Here is a 17,014-nt window from a genome sequence, read left to right as displayed (position 1 = left end):
CATGGCGGAGGACAGGGTGGGGACCACGCAGCTCGAAACGGCGCCGGAGCCGAAGTACTGGCACCTCAAGACCGTGCTCAGCGAGGCGCTCGACTCGGAGTTCTCGGTCGGCGAGATCCTGCCCAACGAGCGCGACCTGGCGGCGCGGTTCGGCGTCGCGCGCGCCACGCTGCGCCAGGCGCTGGAACAGCTGGAACTGGAAGGGCGTCTGCAGCGCCGCCGCGGCGTGGGCACGACCGTCGCGCCGCCCCGCGTCGGTGTGGCCGTCGACCCGGCGCGCCACACCTGGCCAGGCGCGCCCGGCGACGACTGGCAGCCCGTCGACGCCGTGGAGTCGCAGAACGTGCCCGCGGCCGTGGCGCGCCTGCTGGAGCTGGCGGCCGGCGAGCAGGTGCACGTCGTGCACCGCAGCCGGGTCACGCACGGCCAGCCGGTCGCCGCCGAGCAGCTGTACGTACCCGCCCGCTCCGTGCCGGAAGCCGCCACCCGTGCCGCCGTGGACGCGCCGGCCCGCGCCCGCGCCGTGCTCCGCGAGCTCCAGCAGCTCGAACTGGAAGGCCAGGACCGGGCCGTCGAGCTCGGTTCGGCCCGCGCGGACGACGCCAGGGAACTGGACCGGCTGCCCGGCGCTCCCGTCCTCGTCGTCACCACCCGCTACTTCGCGGGCGGCCGGACCGCGGCCGTGGCACTGTCCACGTACCGCGCCGACACCTGCCGGCTCACCTTCGGCGACAACGAGACCGACGCGGGCGTCACCGTCCTCGCGAGCTAGGCGGCGGCCTCCCCCCCCGCCGGACTCCCGCCCGGGCCACCGAAGCGGCGCCGCTGCGCGACAATCGGATCATGCTGAGAATCGGATCGATCGTGGTGGGCGCTTCGGACGTTCGGCGTGCGGCTGCCTTCTGGATGGATGCCCTGGGGTACGAACCGCGTGACGAGCCGGAAGACGGGTGGGTGGTCCTGAGGCCCGCGGAAGGGGACGGGGTCCAGGTCTCGATCGGCCTGAGCGAGACGCCCGTCCGGGAGCGTCCGCGGGTCCACCTGGATCTGTACGCCGATGACGCCGCCGACCAGGCCGCCGAGGTCGAACGGCTGGTGTCCCTGGGCGCTCGGCGGGTCGACTGGGACCTCTACCCGGAGGACGCCGACTTCGTCGTGCTGGCCGACCCCGAGGGCAACCGCTTCTGTGTCATCGATACAGGGCGCGGCTGAGTATCCCCTGCCCCACTCACCCGGCCGAGGGTATGCCCGCCTCCGGCGCGTCGCGCACCGCCGTGCCGTCCGGCGGCGTCAGGAACGCCCGCACCATCGGCACGACGAGGTCGGCGCGCCGCGGCAGGTTGCTGTGCGTCGTGCCCGGGAGCACGCCGAGCTGTGAGCCGGGGATCAGCTCGTGCATCTCGACGGCGTGCTCCAGCCGGACGAAATCGGTGTCGCCGACCAGCAGGAGGACCGGCGCCTCCAGCCCGGCCAGGGTCCGGGCGGACCAGCCCTCGAACGCGTGCACCGTCGGCTGCAGCTTCTCGGCGAACGCCTCGAAGCGGCCCGGATCGGGCGCGACCTTCGCGTACGCCTCGTACATCTCCCGGAAGTCGCCTTCGGTGGGCATCCGCGGGGAGCCGGGCCGTGCCTGCGGATCGAGGATCTCCGGGTGGTAACCGTCGGGGCGGTAGTGCGTGGAGGCGAGCACCAGCCGGTTCACGCGCGCGGGCCGGGTGAGCGCCAGCTGGAGGGCGGTCAGGCCACCGAGGCTGAATCCGAAGAAGTCCGCCCGGTCGATCCCGAGGTGGTCCAGCAGCCCCGCCACGTCGTCGGCCAGATACGAGAGCGTCGGGTCCCGGTCGATGTCGCCGGTGTGCCCGTGCCCTTGCAGTTCCACGGCGATGACCTGCCGCGTCGCGGCGAGCGCGGGCAGTATGCCGCCGAAGGACAGGTCGATGGTGAGCAGCCCGCCGTGCAGCAGGACCAGCGGCTGCCCTGCGCCGTGCGTTTCGTAGTACAAATTCAGGCCGTTGACCTGCGCGTATCCGGCGGATGACGGATACGTGGTGGAATCCTGCTGATCGCTCATCGCGCTCTCCCCGTCTCGGCACCACGGCTGACCGGCCCCCTGCCGCCTGTTCGGCCGGACGCCGGGGTCAACTGGTCAGCACATTAGCCGGGGGGTCTGACAACGCCCCCGCGTCACGCCGCGGACGCCGGGAAGGGCCCCGGTGCCGCATGGGAGGTGCGCGCGGATCAGCCGCGGATCATTGAGGCGTGGATGCGGTCCAAAGCGCGCGACACCTCGTCCCGGTTCTTCGCCTGCTTCATCCATGCGGGCAAGCGGGCCACCACGGTCATCTTCCGGCCCTGCTCGTGCCACGGAGCCCGCTCGCGCAGCGAGGCCTTCACGAACCGCCCGATGAGATCCAGATGTTCCAGGTTGTAGGCCCACACCCAGCCGTGCCGGGTCTCGGTCTGCAGCCACAGCCGGGCCCCGAAGAACGGGTCGGTGGCGGGCCCGCAGGAGCCCCGGTGGAAAGCCGCCCGCCCACCGGCCCGCTGCTGGGAGACCCCACAGACACGACAGATGAGACGCCGCGGCCCGAACAGCTGCCGGCCCGGCTCGCCGGACGGATCCGGGGCCGGCACGACGTATGCCGTGCTGTCGCAGGCGGGGCAGCGGACGAGGATGGACCCCAGGTAGTGGTACCTCGTACTGCGGGGATCCCGGAACCTCGGTGGTGCGGACGGCGAACTCATCGCACAAGTATGCGACATCTGGGCGCCGTGCCGCCCGAAGCAGGTGATCAGGGGTTGTTCAGATACGTGAGCACGGCGAGGACGCGGCGGTTGCTGCTGTCGTCGTCGGTGATGCCGAGTTTGCCGAACATGGTGGTGGTGTACTTGCCGATGGTGCTCTCGCTGAGGAAGAGCCGTTGTCCGATGGCCTGGTTGGACAGGCCTTCGGCCATCAGGCCGAGCACGGAGTGTTCGCGTTCGGTGAGTCCCGCGAGGCGTCGGTTCGAGGAGCCGCTGGACAGGAGTCTGGCGATGACGGCCGGGTCCATGGCGGTCCCGCCGCCGGCGACGCGTTCCAGTGCGTCCATGAACTGATCGGCGTCGAACACGCTCTCCTTCAGGAAGTAGCCGATGCCGCCCGTGCCGTCCGCCAGGAGCTCGCGTGCGTAGAGCTGTTCGACGTGCTGGGAGAGGACCAGGACCGGCAGTCCGGGCGCCTCACGGCGGGCGGCGAGAGCCGCGCGCAGGCCCTCGTCCGACTGGGTCGGCGGCATACGGACATCGACGACGGCGACGTCCGGCCGCCACTTCAGCAGCGCTTCGAGCGTTTCCGGCCCGGTCGACGCCGTCGCCACCACCTGGTGGCCGCAGGCTTCGATGAGACGGACCATCCCGTCGCGCAGGAGGTAGAGGTCTTCGGCTACAACGATTCGCATGGCACCATCATCCTCACGCGCGTCGGGCCGCCTGCCGGGCTGGTGACCTCCAGGGTGCCGTCGAAGACCGCGAGGCGGCGGCGCAGCCCCGCGAGGCCGCCACCGGCCCGCTCGACGGCTCCGCCCCGGCCGTCGTCCTCGACGTCCACGACGAGGCCGGTGCCGTCCCGGGTGAGGACGATGCGGGCGCGGTCCGCGTGGGCGTGTTTGGCCGCGTTGGTCACGAGTTCGGCGATGCCGAAGTACACGGCGGACTCGATCGGCGGATCGAGGCGCAGTCGCAGGTCCGTGTCAACGGTCGTCTCCAGAGGGCTGTCCAGCGCGAAGGCCCGGACGGCGTCGATGAGTCCCCGCTCGTTCAGTACCGGCGGGTTGATGCCCTTGACCAGTTCGCGGAGTTCGCTGAGCGACGCGGTGGCGCCGACGCGCGCCTCTCGCATCAGTGCCTTGGCCTGGTCGGGATCGGTCGTCAGCAGTCTCTCGGCGGTCGCCAGGGACAGTCCGAGCGCGACCAGGCGGGCCTGCGCCCCGTCGTGCAGGTCCCGTTCGATCCGGCGGATCTCGGCGGCCTGCGCGACCGTCGTGTCCGCGCGCTGGGCCGTCAGCTCGTCCACCCGGTCCGCCAGCGCCATCGCCCGCGAGGGGCGCAGGAACCGGACGGCCACCGGCTCGATGACCCGCCAGGCGTACGGAGCGGCGGCGATGGCCACGACCGTGGCGAGTACGCCGACGAGGCGCCCGGAGAGCGCGGGCCGGCCGAACCCGAGGACCGCCACCGCGACGGCGGCCGGCGGGACGGCTGAGACGACGCCCGCGGCGAACGGCGCGAGCACCGTGAAGCGCAGGTCCCGCCACGTCGCAGGATCGTTCCACCAGATCCGCCACCGTTGGTCCAAGAGGGCGTCCCGGCGGGTCCGCTCGTAGGAGAAGCCGTTCCACCAGAACCCGGTGGACATGCGCACCACCGGCTCCGCCTGCTGGTAGCCGCCGGGGACGGCGGTGGCCGTCCACCTGGCGACGAGAAGGCGGACCACCCGGCAGACCGGGCGGGACAGGGCGAGCGTGCCCACGCCCACCAGTACGAGAGGCGCCACCCACGACCACGGGTTCCCCGCACCCCACCAGCCCCCCAGGGCCACGGCGGCGGCCCACACCGCGGGCACCAGCATGACGACGACCGTCACGGCGCACGCCCTCGCGAACCCCACGCACGCACTGGTCACCCACGACACCATCGGTCGCACGATCCTTCCCTCTCCTCCTTCGCCCCGGCGTGACACCCGTGCTTCCCGGGGCGCGCCGGTCCGGCCGTACGGCTCGGTCACTCCACTGTGCACGGCACGAAGCCCGGCATCCCCCGGATCGGCCTGGGAGTGGGGCTTGCCCCACCGACTCATACGTCCAGCCCCACACCGAGGGCCGCGGCAGAGATGAGACCCCTCGTCGCGGACTGCGGTGCGCCGAGAACGCCGCGGCCCTCGGCACCGGCCCGCCGGGCCCGGCAGTGCCGTACGGCGTCAGTGCCGTGCCGTGGCCGTTCCGTCCACCGCGAACAGCTCGCCCTCGACGTGGTCCAGCGCGAGCCGCAGGGCACCCGTGGCCACCGCCGCTTCGCCGAGCACGGACAGGGCCACCTGGGGCGGCCGCAGGCAGTAGCGGGCCAGCTCGGCGCGGAGCGGTTCCAGTACGTCGTCCAGGCCGGCGGCCCAGCCGCCGACGACCAGCAGTTCCGGGTCGAGGGCGAGCACCAGTGCGGCGACGTCGTGCACCAGCCGCTGGAGGAAACGATCCATCGCGTCCCGGGCCCGCGCGTCACCGTCGCGCGCCAGGGCGAAAACCCGCGCCACCTGCGCCTCGTCCAGCGGGTGCAGCGGCTCCCCGGTCGTGGACAGCAGCTTCTCCGGTGTGGCCTCGCGCCCCAGCAGGTGCAGCGCGCCGATCTCCCCGGCGGCGCCGCCGAAGCCGCGGTGCAGCCGCCCGCCGATCAGCGCCCCGGCCCCCGGGCTCAGCCCCGCGAGGACGAACACGACGTCGTCCGAACCGGCGGCCGCGCCCTTCCAGTGCTCGGCCACGGCGGCGGCGTTCGCGTCGTTCTCCACCAGGACGGGGCACCGGAAGGAACGGCGCAGCCGGTCACCGAGCGGCAGCCCGGTCCAGCCCGGCAGCGCCGTGCCCAGCCGTACGGTGCCGTCCGCCTCCACGATGCCGGGGCTGCCCACTCCGACGGCCCGCAGCGAACTGCGGGCCACGCCCGCCCGCCGCAGCAGTTCGGCCACCGCGGCCCGTACCTTCTCCAGCCGTTCGTCCGCGGACGCCGACTCCTCCACCGCGCGCTGCGCCGAGCCGAGCACCCGACCGCCGAGGTCCGACAGCAGGGCCGCCACCCGGTGCGGACCGATCTCGATGCCGAGCAGGTGCCCGGCCTCCGTACGGAAGCGGAAGCGGCGGGCCGGGCGGCCCTGGCGGCGGGCGGCGCCCTCGTCGGCGGGCACCTCGACCACCAGGCCGGTCTCGATCAGGCCCTCGACCACGCCCTCGACGGTGGGCCGGGACAGGCCGGTCACTTCCACGAGGTGGGTGAGCGTCGGGGAGTCGGCGGCGCGCAGCGCGTGCAGCACCACCGCGGAGTTGATCCGTCGCAGCAGGGAGGGGTCCCCGCCGGTTAGCCGCCCCACGGTCCGTCTCCCTCGCATTGCGTGTGTGGCGGATCGTAGCCGGTCAGCCGGTGTGCGGCGAGTCCCGGGCGGGGTACGGGGGACAGCCGGCGGGCCGGGCAGGAGTCGCGGGACGGTGCCCTTGCTGCCGGTTCCCTGTGCCCTTGCCGCCGGTCCACGCGGCCCGGCGACGGCCGCAGGAGCCTGACGCGGAGCCAATTGTCAGACCCTGGCGGTTTACTGACGGCATGACGAACGTGACCACGGCTCAGCACCTCACCGCCATCGACGTCCTTCGCGACCGGGACTTCCCCGACGAGCCGGTCCGCTCCGCGATGGTCGAGAGCGGCCCGGGATTCCACGTCGCCCAGCTGCGCGGCGACGAACAGCTCTGGGACGCCGACCCGGCGGACGTCAAGGAGACCGCTCAGGAGTACCGGGCCGAGCTGGAGGGACTCATATCGGCTCTCTGCTTACGCTGGGGCGAGCCCGAGGTGCTCGACCTCGCGGACCATCTGGAGCGGGTGGCGATGGGGATGCCCGTCCGTCCGCCGCTGGACGTCCTGTGCGGTCAGGTCCCGCGGGTGCACGCCTGGCGTGCCGGCGGGCGCTGGATCGCGGTCGGCCTGGGGGAGGGCGGACCCGAGATGCCGGTCTTCCAGCTGCTGGCGGCGGTGGGCCGGGCAGACCTGCCGCACTGAGCACGGCAAACGGGTGGCGGCACCGGTGCGGCCGGCCCGGTGCGGACCGGGCGCACCGCCGACGCCACCCGTCCCGGGTGCGTGGGGCGCGGGGGCCGGGCGCGGACCGTGCCGGCGCGGCCGTCCCCGTGTCTCCGTCCGGACCGATCGTCCGGCTCGGCCTACTTCTCCTGGTCGCCCTGCTTGTCGCGGTGGTGTCCCCAGGGGTGGCGCAGGCGGATCCAGATGTCCCGGGCCTGGCGCCCCGCCTCGGTCCGGCTGTGCGCCACCAGCTCGCGGGCCTGCTCGGGGGTCTCGACCATCGGGCCGGAACCGCGCAGCGGCTTGCCCGCCGTCTCGTGCAGGAAGAAGGCGGCGATGAAGCCGATGACGCCCGCCACCATCAGGTAGTACGCCGGGATCATATGGCTGCCCGTGGACGCCACCAGCGCGGAGGCGACCAGCGGGGTGGTGCCGCCGAAGAGCGAGACGGAGATGTTGAACGCGATGGACAGCGCTCCGTAGCGCAGATGGGTGGGGAAGAGCGCCGGCAGCGTCGAGGCGGAGGTGCCCGCGAAGCACACCAGCAGCAGGCCCAGGATGAGGCAGCCGAAGGACGGCAGCAGGATGCCGCCTTCCCGGATCAGCAGGAACGCCGGATAGGCCAGCGCCACCAGCGCGACGCTGGATGCCATGAACACCGGCCGGCGGCCCCACCGGTCCGAGGTGCGGCCCACGGTCGTGATCGACAGGGCGACGACGACCATGGTCCCCAGGACCATCAGCTGCGCGGTCGTGGCGTCCTCACCGAGCGTCTCGGTCATGAAAGTGGGGAGGTAGGACGTCACCATGTAGTTGGTGACGTTGTACAGCAGCACCAACCCCATGCAGATCAGCACGGCTTCCCAGTGCCCCGTGAAGATCTCCTTCAGCCGGCCCTTGCCCGACTGCCGGGCCTCCTCGACGGGAGCGTCGCCGGAGCTCGCGTTCTCGGCCTCCTGCCGCGCGGCTTCCGCCTCCTGCTTGAAGGCCGGGGTCTCCTCCAGCTTCATGCGCATGTAGAGGCCGATCAGGCCGAGCGGCCCGGCCACCATGAAGGGAATGCGCCAGCCCCAGCTCTCCAGGCCGTCCGTGCCCAGTACGGCGGTGAGCACGGTGACCAGGCCCGAGCCGAGGGCGTAACCGACGAAGGTGCCGAAGTCGAGCCAGCTGCCGAGGAAGCCGCGTCGCTTGTCCGGGGCGTATTCGGCGATGTAGGTCGTGGCGCCGGCGTACTCGCCACCGGTCGAGAAGCCCTGCACCAGCCGGCAGAGGAGCAGCAGCAGGGGCGCCGCGAAGCCGATGGAGTCGTAACCGGGCAGGAAGCCGACCGCGAAGGTGCTGATCGCCATCATGATCATGGTGGCGGCCAGTACCCGCTGCCGTCCGATGCGGTCGCCCAGCGGTCCGAAGACCAGACCGCCGAGCGGCCGCACGAGGAAGGCGGCGGCGAAGGTGGCGAAGGTGGAGACGAGCTGGGCGCCGGAGGAGCTGGACGGGAAGAAGACCTTGCCCATCGTGGCCGCCAGATAGGCGTAGACCCCGAAGTCGAACCACTCCATCATGTTGCCGAGGGCGGCCGCCGTGACCGCGCGGCGCACCTGCGGTCTGTCGGTGACGGTGACTTCCTCGACGCTGAGCTGGTGTTTGCGGCGGCGCAGCAACGTGCGCAGCAGCCGGTCGGTATCGGAGTTCTTTCCTCCGTCCGACCGCTTGTTCCGCCGGACGCGCGGCGGCTGAGGCTGACCGGTAGTCATCTCGTCCTGTCGCTAGGGGCTGAGCGGCACATGGGTAACTCCGAGTATCAACGCAAAGGTCGAAATCGGCATAACCAGCATAGGAACGACACGAATGGGGCCAACGGAACGCCTGACGGCTTATCGGCTCACTGGCCGTATCCATCCGGCGCAGCGCTCTCGAACGGTCTAACCGCTCCGCACGGCCCCACCACCCCGTGCGCCCTACACACAACGCACGCCTTACCCGTAACGCGTGACTCACACGTCCCGCGCGTCACCTTCCTCGGCCTCTTCGGCAAACGCCACCGCGCGCAGCCGCCCGTACTCCTCCGCCAGCGCGGCCGGCGGATAGTGCGCGTTGAGGCCGCTGGGGTTGGGCAGCACCCAGATGTGGGTGCCACCGATCGTGCGCTCCTGCGGGCCGACCTTGGCGTGCTTGTCGTCGAAAGCCACCCGATAGGCCGTCACCCCGGCCACCGCCAGCCACTCCGGCCGCAGCCGCCGCACCTTCTCGGCCAGCTCCCGCCCGCCCTCACGGAACTCCTCCGCGGTCAGCTCGTCGGCCCGGGCACTCGCCCGCTTCACGACATTGGTGATGCCGAGGCCGTAGCCGAGCAGCTCCTGCTCTTCGGCGGGCTTGAGGATCCGCGGGGTGAACCCGGACGCGTGCAGGGTGGGCCAGAAGCGGTTGCCGGGCCGGGCGAAGTGGTGGCCGGTGGCCGCCGAGAGCAGCCCCGGGTTGATACCGCAGAAAAGCACCCGCAGGCCGGGCGCCGCCACGTCGGGGACGAGGCGGCCGCGCGCGGCCTGCAGTTCTTCGGGAGTGAACCCCATCTCAGCGGGGCCTCACAGGATGGAGCCCGGCGTGTACGCCGCGGCTTCCGGGTACTGCTTGGTGATCTCCTCGACGCGGGCCACGACGGCGGCCACCTGGTCGGCGGCGGCGCCTGTGAAGGACAGCTTGTCGGCCATCAGCGCGTCCAACTGCGCCCGGTCCAGCGGGATCCGGTCGTCCGCCGCCAGCTTGTCGAGCAGCTCGTTGCGCTCCGCACCCTGTTCGCGCATGGCGAGCGCCGCGGCGACCGCGTTCTCCTTGATCGCCTCGTGCGCCACCTCGCGGCCCACCCCGGCCCGTACGGCGCCCATGAGCACCTTGGTCGTGGCGAGGAAGGGCAGATAGCGGTCCAGCTCGCGCGCGACGACGGCGGGGAAGGCGCCGAACTCGTCCAGCACGGTCAGGAACGTCTCCAGCAGACCGTCCAGGGCGAAGAAGGAGTCCGGCAGCGCGACCCGGCGCACCACCGAGCAGGACACGTCGCCCTCGTTCCACTGGTCGCCGGACAGCTCGCCGGCCATCGAAGCGTAGCCGCGCAGGATGACCATCAGACCGTTGACGCGCTCGCAGGAGCGGGTGTTCATCTTGTGCGGCATCGCGGACGAACCGACCTGGCCGGGCTTGAAGCCCTCGGTCACCAGCTCGTGGCCGGCCATCAGCCGGATGGTCTTGGCCAGCGACGACGGCGCCGCGGCCAGCTGTACCAGCGCGGTCACCACGTCATAGTCCAGCGAGCGCGGGTAGACCTGGCCGACCGAGGTGAACGCCTGGCCGAAGCCGAGGTGCCCGGCGATCCGCTGCTCCAGCTCGGCCAGCTTCGCGGCGTCACCGCCCAGCAGGTCCAGCATGTCCTGCGCGGTGCCGACCGGGCCCTTGATGCCGCGCAGCGGGTAGCGGGTCAGCAGGTCGGTCAGCCGCCCGTACGCCACCAGCAGCTCGTCGGCGGCGGTCGCGAAGCGCTTGCCCAGCGTGGTCGCCTGGGCCGCGACATTGTGCGAACGCCCCGCCATGACCAGCTCGGCCTGCTCACCGGCGATCCGGCCCAGCCGCGCCAGGACGGCGACCGTACGGTCCCGCATCAGCTCCAGCGACAGCCGGATCTGCAGCTGCTCGACGTTCTCGGTCAGGTCACGGGAGGTCATGCCCTTGTGGACCTGCTCATGCCCGGCGAGAGCGTTGAACTCCTCGATGCGGGCCTTCACGTCGTGGCGGGTGACCTTCTCCCGCTCGGCGATAGACGCCAGATCGACGGTGTCCAGCACCCGCTCATAGTCGGCGAGTGCCTGCTCCGGAACCTCCACCCCGAGGTCCTTCTGCGCGCGGAGCACCGCGAGCCACAGCTTGCGCTCCAGCTTGACCTTGTACTCGGGGGACCACAGGACGGCGAGCTCCGCGGAGGCGTAGCGGCCGGCCAGGACATTCGGAATGCGGGGCTTGGCAGTCACGGAATGAGAGCTTACCTGCCGTCCGTGGTATCCATGGCGCTCAGGTGAGGCAGCTACGGGCCAGGTCAGGGCACGGTCGCCGACTCCTTGGCCCCGCGTATGTGAGACGCATGTGAGACGGACCGGCTGCTCGCCGCGCGGAAGCGGAGCTGCGTCACTGTCTGTGCCGATGAAGATCTGCATCGTGGCTCTGGTGGACGGGGCGCCACCTGGACGGGCTCCCGTCCCGCCCGGATCCCTGACGATCTGAGCGAACCCGCGAGAGGTCCGCCCGACCCCGGGCAGGCTCTTCGCGATCAGGCTTCGCTATGCGCGACGATGATCCGCCTCCCCGGAGGCGGGAGGCGGGAGGCCGGAGGTGCTCGGTACTGGTGCCGGGAGACCCGGTGGCCGCCGGGCCAAGGCGGGGAGCCATCGCCACACCTGATCCCGCGACCACCTGACCTGCCGTTGCGTGCAGGCGGGTCGGTTCGAGGCCGCCACGGGCGCGGGAATGCAGGCCTGACGCCGCTATGCGTGCCGTGTGCGCCGTCGCCACCCGACCCCCGCCGGGCGCACGGTCGACCGAGGACGGAAGGGAGTCGCCATGGCCGACTGTGATCATGATTGGGTGCCGTGGAGCGGCGCGCAGCGATGCCGGAAATGCGGCGCGACGCAGCACTAGGTTGCTCGTTGAGCTGGTGAAGGGGGCGCGCCTGCGGCCCCTCTTCTCGTCTGAAGGGTCGGGTGTCGCGTACCGGGTGGTGGGAGCTGCCGGCCGAGGTGTGGGCGGCCGTCGAGGCGCACACGGGACCGGTGGCCGGGGCGCGGGATGTCGCGGACGGTCTGACGTGCTCGACGGCGGCTGTCCTGTCGACCGAGGCGGGCCAGGTGTTCATGAAGGGTGTGCCGGCCAGCGACACGCACGGTCGGGCCGCGCAGGCGACGGAGGCCGCGGTAAACGCGGCAGTCCGCGGCGTGGGGCCGCGGCTGCTGTGGCAGGTCGCGGCCGGCGGATGGGACCTGCTCGGTTTCGAGTACGTCGACGGACGGCACGCGGACCTGTCGGCCGGCTCGGCAGACCTGGGACTGGTGGCCGGCGTGCTGCTGGCAGCTCAGGCCGTGCGGGTGCCGGAGCGCTGCGGCGTGCCGTCGTTCGCCGACCGGTTCGCCGAGGTGCTGCCCCGCGGCCAGCTGGATCTGCTGCGCGGTGACATGCTGCTGCACACGGACACCAACCCGCACAACCTGCTCGTCAGCAGCCGCCGGGCGTGGATCGTGGACTGGGCGATGCCCGCGGCCGGCCCGGCGTGGGTGGACGTGGCGTACACGGCGGTGCGGCTGATGGAGGCCGGCTGCCCGACGGACGAAGCCCTGGCGTGGGCGGCCCGCTTCCCGAGCTGGACGGGAGCAGACCCGCGCGCCGTCGAGGCGTTCGTAACGGGCACATGCCGGCTCTGGGAGATGCAGGTGGGGGTTCAGGATGCCCGGCCGAGCAACGGTCGATTCACCGTTCTGGGGATGGCGGCGTGACCGCCGAGCCCGCCGTCATCGTCCGCGGCGGCCGTGTGCTGCTGATCCGCCGCCACGTGTCCGAGGGCGATCTCCTGCGGCAGTTTCCGGCGGGCGCCATCGAGGCCGGTGGGTCCGCAGAGCAGGCTGCCGTGCGCGAGACGCTGGAGGAGACCGGCCTGACCATCGAGGCGACCAAACTGATCGGCGAGCGAGTGCATCCGAAGGCTGGCCGGTTGATGAGCTACACCGCCTGTTCGGTGGTCTCCGGCGAGGCGCACGCCGCGGACGCCGACGAGCTGGCGGAGGTCGCGTGGATGGTGCACTCGGAGATCGGCGAGTGCGTGCCCTAGGGACTGTTCGGGCCGGTGCAGGAGTACTTGGACGGCGCGCTCGTGCGCTGAGCGCAGGACAACACGCCCTCGGCGGGGCAACTCGCCCGGGCGCGTGTCGTGTCCAGATCGCCTGTCAGCCGCCACTGCTGGGTCGCGTGCGTCCGAGGTGCCCGTATTGCGGCCTTCCGCAGGATCAGGTACTGACACTCAGCCGTAGGCGGAACGGCAGGGTGAGAGCCCGATGCTGCCCACCGGGGAGGAAGGCCTGCCGGACACTGGCTGAGGCGCTCCGCAGTCCTCCGGAGAGAGCCTACTGGTACGTGACAGCCACAAAGGCCAGCCCTCTGACCTGGGGAACCCCCCTACCCCTTGATCAACTGGGAGGGGAGCGGGAAAGGCGGCCACGCGACGGCCCCGCCGGGCGGCTCGTGGCCGGCCCGGTGGGGCTTCGGAACCGTTCCTCAGATCCGGTCGGCGGCGATCAGCAGGTACTGGAAGCTGCCGTTGCGGTACGCGGTCAGAAAGGTTTCCTCAATGCCCGTGACCAGGTGGTCGGCCTGCCGGCGCAGTTCCCAGTACGGGAGCGCGGCCTCGGTGAGGTCCTGGACGTGCACGGGGACCAGCCGGTGGCGGGCCATCGCGCGGAAGTACGCCGACCGGGGGTGGATGTCGCAGATGTAGTGGGCGTTGATCAGGGACACCTCGCGGGAGGCGCGGCCGTAGGCGTCGTTGTAGCAGCCGGTGATCACCACATAGCGCCCGCCGCGCCGCAGCAGCCGGGCGTGCTCGGCGAACAGCAGGTCCAGCTCGACGTACATCGTCGACTCGTTGTTCCAGGACGCCGCGTACGCGCCGGTGGCGAAGCCGGTGTCGAGCATGTTGCGGTGGTGGTAGCGCACCTTGTCGTCGATGCCGCGCTTGCGGGCCTGCTCGTTGGCGAAGTCGGCCTGCTTGGCGGAGATGGTCGCCGCGTCGGCGTGGCAGCCGTGGCGCAGGTGCGCGACCACGCTGCCGCCGCCGCGACCGCACCCGGCGTCGAAGACGCGGTCGGCGGGCGACAGCGCGCCGAGGTGGGAGGCGAGGAGTTCCGCCTGGGCGTGTTCGAGGCGGTGCAGCTCGCCGGTGATGCGTTCGCGGCGCCGGACGGGGTCCGGCTCGTCCAGTACGGACCGGTCGGCGTCCCCGATGCCGTAGTGGTGGTGGTAGAGGTCGTCGATCTTGCCGAGTTCCAGATTGACCGGGTTTTCCTCGGTGTTCCAGTAGTCCGCGACGCGGTCCTGGTACGTGGACTGGGTCGGCATGGCAGGGCGAGCGGTGGGGACGTGCGCGGTGGTCAACGGTGACTCCTTGCCGTGGTGCGCTGGATCGGTCTACCAGTAGTTGGGCAGGTGGTAGCGGTCGGAGTTGGTGGCGTGCCATTCGTGGTTGCCGGCCACCCAGTCGGACAGGCTCCGGGTGTACCGCTCGACGAGCGGGGAGGTCGCGGCCAGTTCGGCCGCCTCCGTCTCGTACGCCTCCATCACCTGGTTGTGGATGTCGACGCTCTTCAGATAGGCGGCCTTCAGGCCGCGCCGGTCGTTGGCGGCCACCACCTGGGGCAGGTTCAGGTGGTCCGGGTCGCTCTCCAGCTCCTTGGTGAAGGAGTAGAGGTCGTTGACGATGGTCGTGGCGTTGCAGGCCAGGGCGGTGATCCGCTGGATCTCCGGACGGGCGTACACGGCTTCGGGCAGCTCGTAGCCGTCCACGGCGTCGACGATCGACAGGCAGGGGCGGAAGTTGTTGAACTGCCGCATGACCAGGTACTCCCAGACGCGCGGGACGTGCCGGGTCTCCGCCCAGGACGCCTCGGCCAGATAGCCGAGGTGCAGCCGGGCCATGTCGTGGACGAACCGGCCGGTCTGGCTGGGGGTCGCCAGGGCCGCGTAGTCCTTGAGGGCCCAGTAGTACGAGCGCAGGGGCCCGTCGGTCTGTACCCCCTGCCGCCACTCCTCCTCCGTACCCGGGGTGCCGTGGAACGGGTCGAGGGCCGACTGGGCGATGATCAGCCGGCCGCCGAGGCCGCGGCGGGCGCCGCCCTTGCCCTCGTCCTCCTCGCAGTAGCAGGTGTCGACGATGTTCTCGGCCAGCAGCAGTTTGCCCGCGGCGGTCAGGCGTTCCAGGTCGGCCGCGGCGGGATGCTGCAGGGCGACGGCCCGGCCGAACTGGAAGCCGGTGAAGTCGCCGGACCACTGCGCGGGGAACAGGTCCAGCCCGCGGGCCCAGTCCTCCAGCCTGCGGTCGATCTCCGCGGCCTTCTCCGGGTCGGCCGGCGCGACGGCCCGGTACCTCAGCCCGGGAACGGCGCCGCCGCGCCGGACCGGCCGGGCGCGGGCGAGGCTCGGCGGGCCGGGCAGCCTGAACGCGGTGGCGGGGGTGCTGGTGGGTGTGCTCATGGTCCGTACTCCACTGGGTCAGTCGGCGGTCCGGCCGAGCTGGACGTTCTCCAGGACACCGGCCGCGTCCGGCACGAGGATGGCCAGCGAGTGGTAGGCGGTGACGAGGTAGTTGATGACGGCGGCCTGGTCGATGCCCATGAACCGGACGTTCAGGCCGGGCTGGTGCTCGTCGGGGAGACCGGTCCGGTGGAGGCCGACGACGCCCTGGTCGGCCTCACCGGTCCGCAGCGCGATGATGCTGCTGGTGTGTGTCTCGCTGACGGGGATCTTGCCGCACGGGAAGATCGGGACACCGCGCCAGGCAGGCACCTGATGCCCGTTGACGTCCGCCGAGCCCGGTACCAGACCGCGCTTGTTGCACTGCCGGAAAAATGCGGCGATCGCCTTCGGGTGGGCCAGGAACAGCTGGGTCTTACGGCGCATGGACAGCAGCTCGTCCATGTCGTCTGGGGTGGGCGGGCCGGTGTGGGTACTGATGCGCTGCCCGTAATCGGTGTTGTGCAGCAGCCCGAACTCCCGGTTGTTCACCATCTCCCACTCCTGGCGCTCGCGGATCTCCTCGACCGTGAGCCGGAGTTGCTGCTGCGTCTGGTCCATCGGCTCGTTGTAGAGATCGGCGACCCGGGAGTGCACGCGCAGAACGCTTTGCGTCAAGGAGAGTTCGTACTCGCGCGGGGTGAGGTCGTACTCGGCATATCCGCCGGCCAGCGTCGGTTCGCCGACATGTCCTGCCTGTACCGGTACGTCCGCCTCGCCCCGGCGGTTCATCGGGCGCCGCTGATGCTCGGCGTAGGCGCTGAGGTGCGCGGCCAGGGAGGGCGCACGGTCGGTGAACTCCCGCAGCACGTCCCAGGGCAGCGCCAGCAGGACGCCCGCGGTCTCGGCCCGGACCGACGCCGGCCACCGCGGGTCGGGCCGGCCGATGGCCTCGTCGCCCAGCTGGTCGCCGTCCGTGACGACACCGACGACCTCCTCCTCGCCGTACTTGCCGGGCGCGCAGCGGGCGAACCGGCCGTGCACGACGAGGTACGCCTCGGTGACGGGCCGCCCCGCCTCGCAGAGGACCTGACCGGCCCGGACCTCCCGGACCCGGAAGCGGCCGGCGATCTCCTTGAGCACTTCGGTATCGGTGTATCCGCGCAGGGCGGGCAGCTCGGTGAGGGTCTGCGGGATCACCTTGATGTCGTCCGCGCCGTTGTGCTCGAACTGGACACGGCCCCGGCCGGTACGGAGTTGCAGGCGCCGGTTGACCCGGTAGGTGCCGCCCTTGACGTCCACCCACGGCAGTGCTTTGAGCAGCCATCGGGAGGTGATGGCCTGCATCTGGGGTTCGGTCTTGGTGGTGGTCGCCAGCCGGCGTGCGGCCTGGGTGCCGAGACTGGTGAGCGCGCTGTCCGCGGGCGGACCGAGCGCGCTCTCTTCGGCAGCGGAACCGGGAACGCGGTCGGGGACACGGTCCGGTACGGGCACATTTCCTCCGGTCGTGAACAGGAGTGGGAAGAACGGCCGTTGAGGAACAAGAGGGCCGTGTGCAGCAATAAGCGAAACAGGTGGAAGTGCGCCGCCGGTACGGCGCGAAAGGGGGCGCCTTTGCGTCTGGAGGGCGTAAACATCGAAGAGTTGGCAAAAGGGGCGCGAGGAAGCTGTCGTGCGCCCCTCGGGCGTCGGGGAGCGGCCGTCGGGCGTCGTACAGGTCAGCGGCGGGGAGACGGGCGCGCGGAGCTACGGGGGAGGCAAACGCCCGCCAACTCCCCGGATGACGAGGAGATGTAGCGCTGTACGGCGCCGAGATCGGGCGGCCACCCCACTTCGCATCCGTGGGTGCCGGCTCCGCAACCGGCGGGCGTCGGCGTCGCGGTGCCGTCGAAGCCGGAGAGGGGCGCGTCGGCCATCGGTCAAGAAGCAGCCGCCAACGCTGTGG

Annotated in this window: 16 protein-coding genes; 5 read left to right on the top strand and 11 right to left on the bottom strand. The window is 71.5% G+C overall.

The genetic code is table 11. From position 1 onward, the window contains the following. The first annotated feature begins 16 nt into the window (after positions 1–16). Together ACZ53K_RS25985 and ACZ53K_RS25980 are read left to right on the top strand one after the other, a co-directional pair. A complete protein-coding gene (locus ACZ53K_RS25985) occupies positions 17–772 on the top strand; it encodes a GntR family transcriptional regulator (RefSeq protein ID WP_468840940.1) in 756 nt (251 codons plus the stop codon). Positions 773–843: 71 nt separating this feature from the next. Then, positions 844–1,212, top strand: coding sequence for a VOC family protein (locus tag ACZ53K_RS25980; RefSeq protein WP_468840938.1), 369 nt, complete (start codon positions 844–846; stop codon positions 1,210–1,212). A 16-nt stretch (positions 1,213–1,228) separates the two neighbouring features. On the opposite strand, the gene ACZ53K_RS25975 is transcribed toward ACZ53K_RS25980, so the two are convergent. The 5 genes from ACZ53K_RS25975 to ACZ53K_RS25955 form a co-directional block, all read right to left on the bottom strand. Continuing rightward, positions 1,229–2,071, bottom strand: a complete 843-nt coding sequence (locus ACZ53K_RS25975; RefSeq protein ID WP_468840936.1) for an alpha/beta fold hydrolase — start codon at positions 2,069–2,071, stop codon at positions 1,229–1,231. Positions 2,072–2,238: 167 nt separating this feature from the next. Further along, the gene (locus ACZ53K_RS25970; protein WP_468840934.1) at positions 2,239–2,745 is read right to left on the bottom strand and encodes a hypothetical protein; all 507 of its coding nucleotides are present in this window, start codon (positions 2,743–2,745) and stop codon (positions 2,239–2,241) included. A gap of 47 nt (positions 2,746–2,792) precedes the next feature. Beyond that, entirely contained in the window at positions 2,793–3,440 is a 648-nt protein-coding gene (locus ACZ53K_RS25965) for a response regulator transcription factor (protein WP_468840932.1), read from the bottom strand. Next, a complete protein-coding gene (locus tag ACZ53K_RS25960; RefSeq protein WP_468840980.1) occupies positions 3,425–4,675 on the bottom strand; it encodes a sensor histidine kinase in 1,251 nt (416 codons plus the stop codon). Before ACZ53K_RS25960 ends, ACZ53K_RS25965 begins: the two co-directional genes overlap by 16 nt. Before the next feature lie 282 nt (positions 4,676–4,957). After that, on the bottom strand, positions 4,958–6,115 hold the full coding sequence (locus tag ACZ53K_RS25955) for an ROK family transcriptional regulator (RefSeq protein ID WP_468840930.1): 1,158 nt from the start codon (positions 6,113–6,115) through the stop codon (positions 4,958–4,960). A 227-nt stretch (positions 6,116–6,342) separates the two neighbouring features. On the opposite strand from ACZ53K_RS25955, the gene ACZ53K_RS25950 reads away from it, so the two are divergent. Beyond that, a complete protein-coding gene (locus ACZ53K_RS25950) occupies positions 6,343–6,795 on the top strand; it encodes a hypothetical protein (protein ID WP_468840928.1) in 453 nt (150 codons plus the stop codon). 161 nt (positions 6,796–6,956) lie between these two features. Here the strand turns inward: ACZ53K_RS25950 and proP are convergent, their stop codons facing one another. The 3 genes from proP to purB form a co-directional block, all read right to left on the bottom strand. Continuing rightward, on the bottom strand, positions 6,957–8,489 hold the full coding sequence (gene proP, locus ACZ53K_RS25945; protein WP_468840978.1) for a glycine betaine/L-proline transporter ProP: 1,533 nt from the start codon (positions 8,487–8,489) through the stop codon (positions 6,957–6,959). Positions 8,490–8,810: 321 nt separating this feature from the next. Continuing rightward, on the bottom strand, positions 8,811–9,386 hold the full coding sequence (mug, locus tag ACZ53K_RS25940; RefSeq protein ID WP_468840926.1) for a G/U mismatch-specific DNA glycosylase: 576 nt from the start codon (positions 9,384–9,386) through the stop codon (positions 8,811–8,813). 12 nt (positions 9,387–9,398) lie between these two features. Beyond that, complete coding sequence (gene purB, locus ACZ53K_RS25935; RefSeq protein WP_468840924.1) at positions 9,399–10,832, bottom strand: adenylosuccinate lyase; 1,434 nt, start codon at positions 10,830–10,832, stop codon at positions 9,399–9,401. Positions 10,833–11,558: 726 nt separating this feature from the next. On the opposite strand from purB, the gene ACZ53K_RS25930 reads away from it, so the two are divergent. Next, complete coding sequence (locus tag ACZ53K_RS25930; RefSeq protein ID WP_468840922.1) at positions 11,559–12,344, top strand: phosphotransferase; 786 nt, start codon at positions 11,559–11,561, stop codon at positions 12,342–12,344. Next, positions 12,341–12,676 carry an NUDIX hydrolase gene (locus tag ACZ53K_RS25925; protein WP_468840920.1) on the top strand — a complete coding sequence of 112 codons (336 nt, stop codon included), beginning with the start codon at positions 12,341–12,343 and terminating at the stop codon, positions 12,674–12,676. The genes ACZ53K_RS25930 and ACZ53K_RS25925 overlap by 4 nt, the downstream gene beginning before the upstream one ends. A gap of 443 nt (positions 12,677–13,119) precedes the next feature. On the opposite strand, the gene ACZ53K_RS25920 is transcribed toward ACZ53K_RS25925, so the two are convergent. From ACZ53K_RS25920 to ACZ53K_RS25910, 3 genes are read right to left on the bottom strand one after another with little or no spacing between them, the layout of a single operon-like run. Next, on the bottom strand, positions 13,120–13,995 hold the full coding sequence (locus ACZ53K_RS25920) for a geranyl diphosphate 2-C-methyltransferase (RefSeq protein ID WP_468840918.1): 876 nt from the start codon (positions 13,993–13,995) through the stop codon (positions 13,120–13,122). Between the two features lie 33 nt (positions 13,996–14,028). After that, a complete protein-coding gene (locus ACZ53K_RS25915; RefSeq protein WP_468840916.1) occupies positions 14,029–15,090 on the bottom strand; it encodes a family 2 encapsulin nanocompartment cargo protein terpene cyclase in 1,062 nt (353 codons plus the stop codon). Between the two features lie 18 nt (positions 15,091–15,108). After that, positions 15,109–16,563 carry a family 2B encapsulin nanocompartment shell protein gene (locus ACZ53K_RS25910; protein WP_468840914.1) on the bottom strand — a complete coding sequence of 485 codons (1,455 nt, stop codon included), beginning with the start codon at positions 16,561–16,563 and terminating at the stop codon, positions 15,109–15,111. Positions 16,564–17,014: the final 451 nt, after the last annotated feature.

The organism is Streptomyces sp. NPDC033221 (assembly GCF_055577005.1).
Note: the sequence above shows the minus strand (reverse complement) of the source record. Positions and strands in the feature narration are given on the sequence as shown.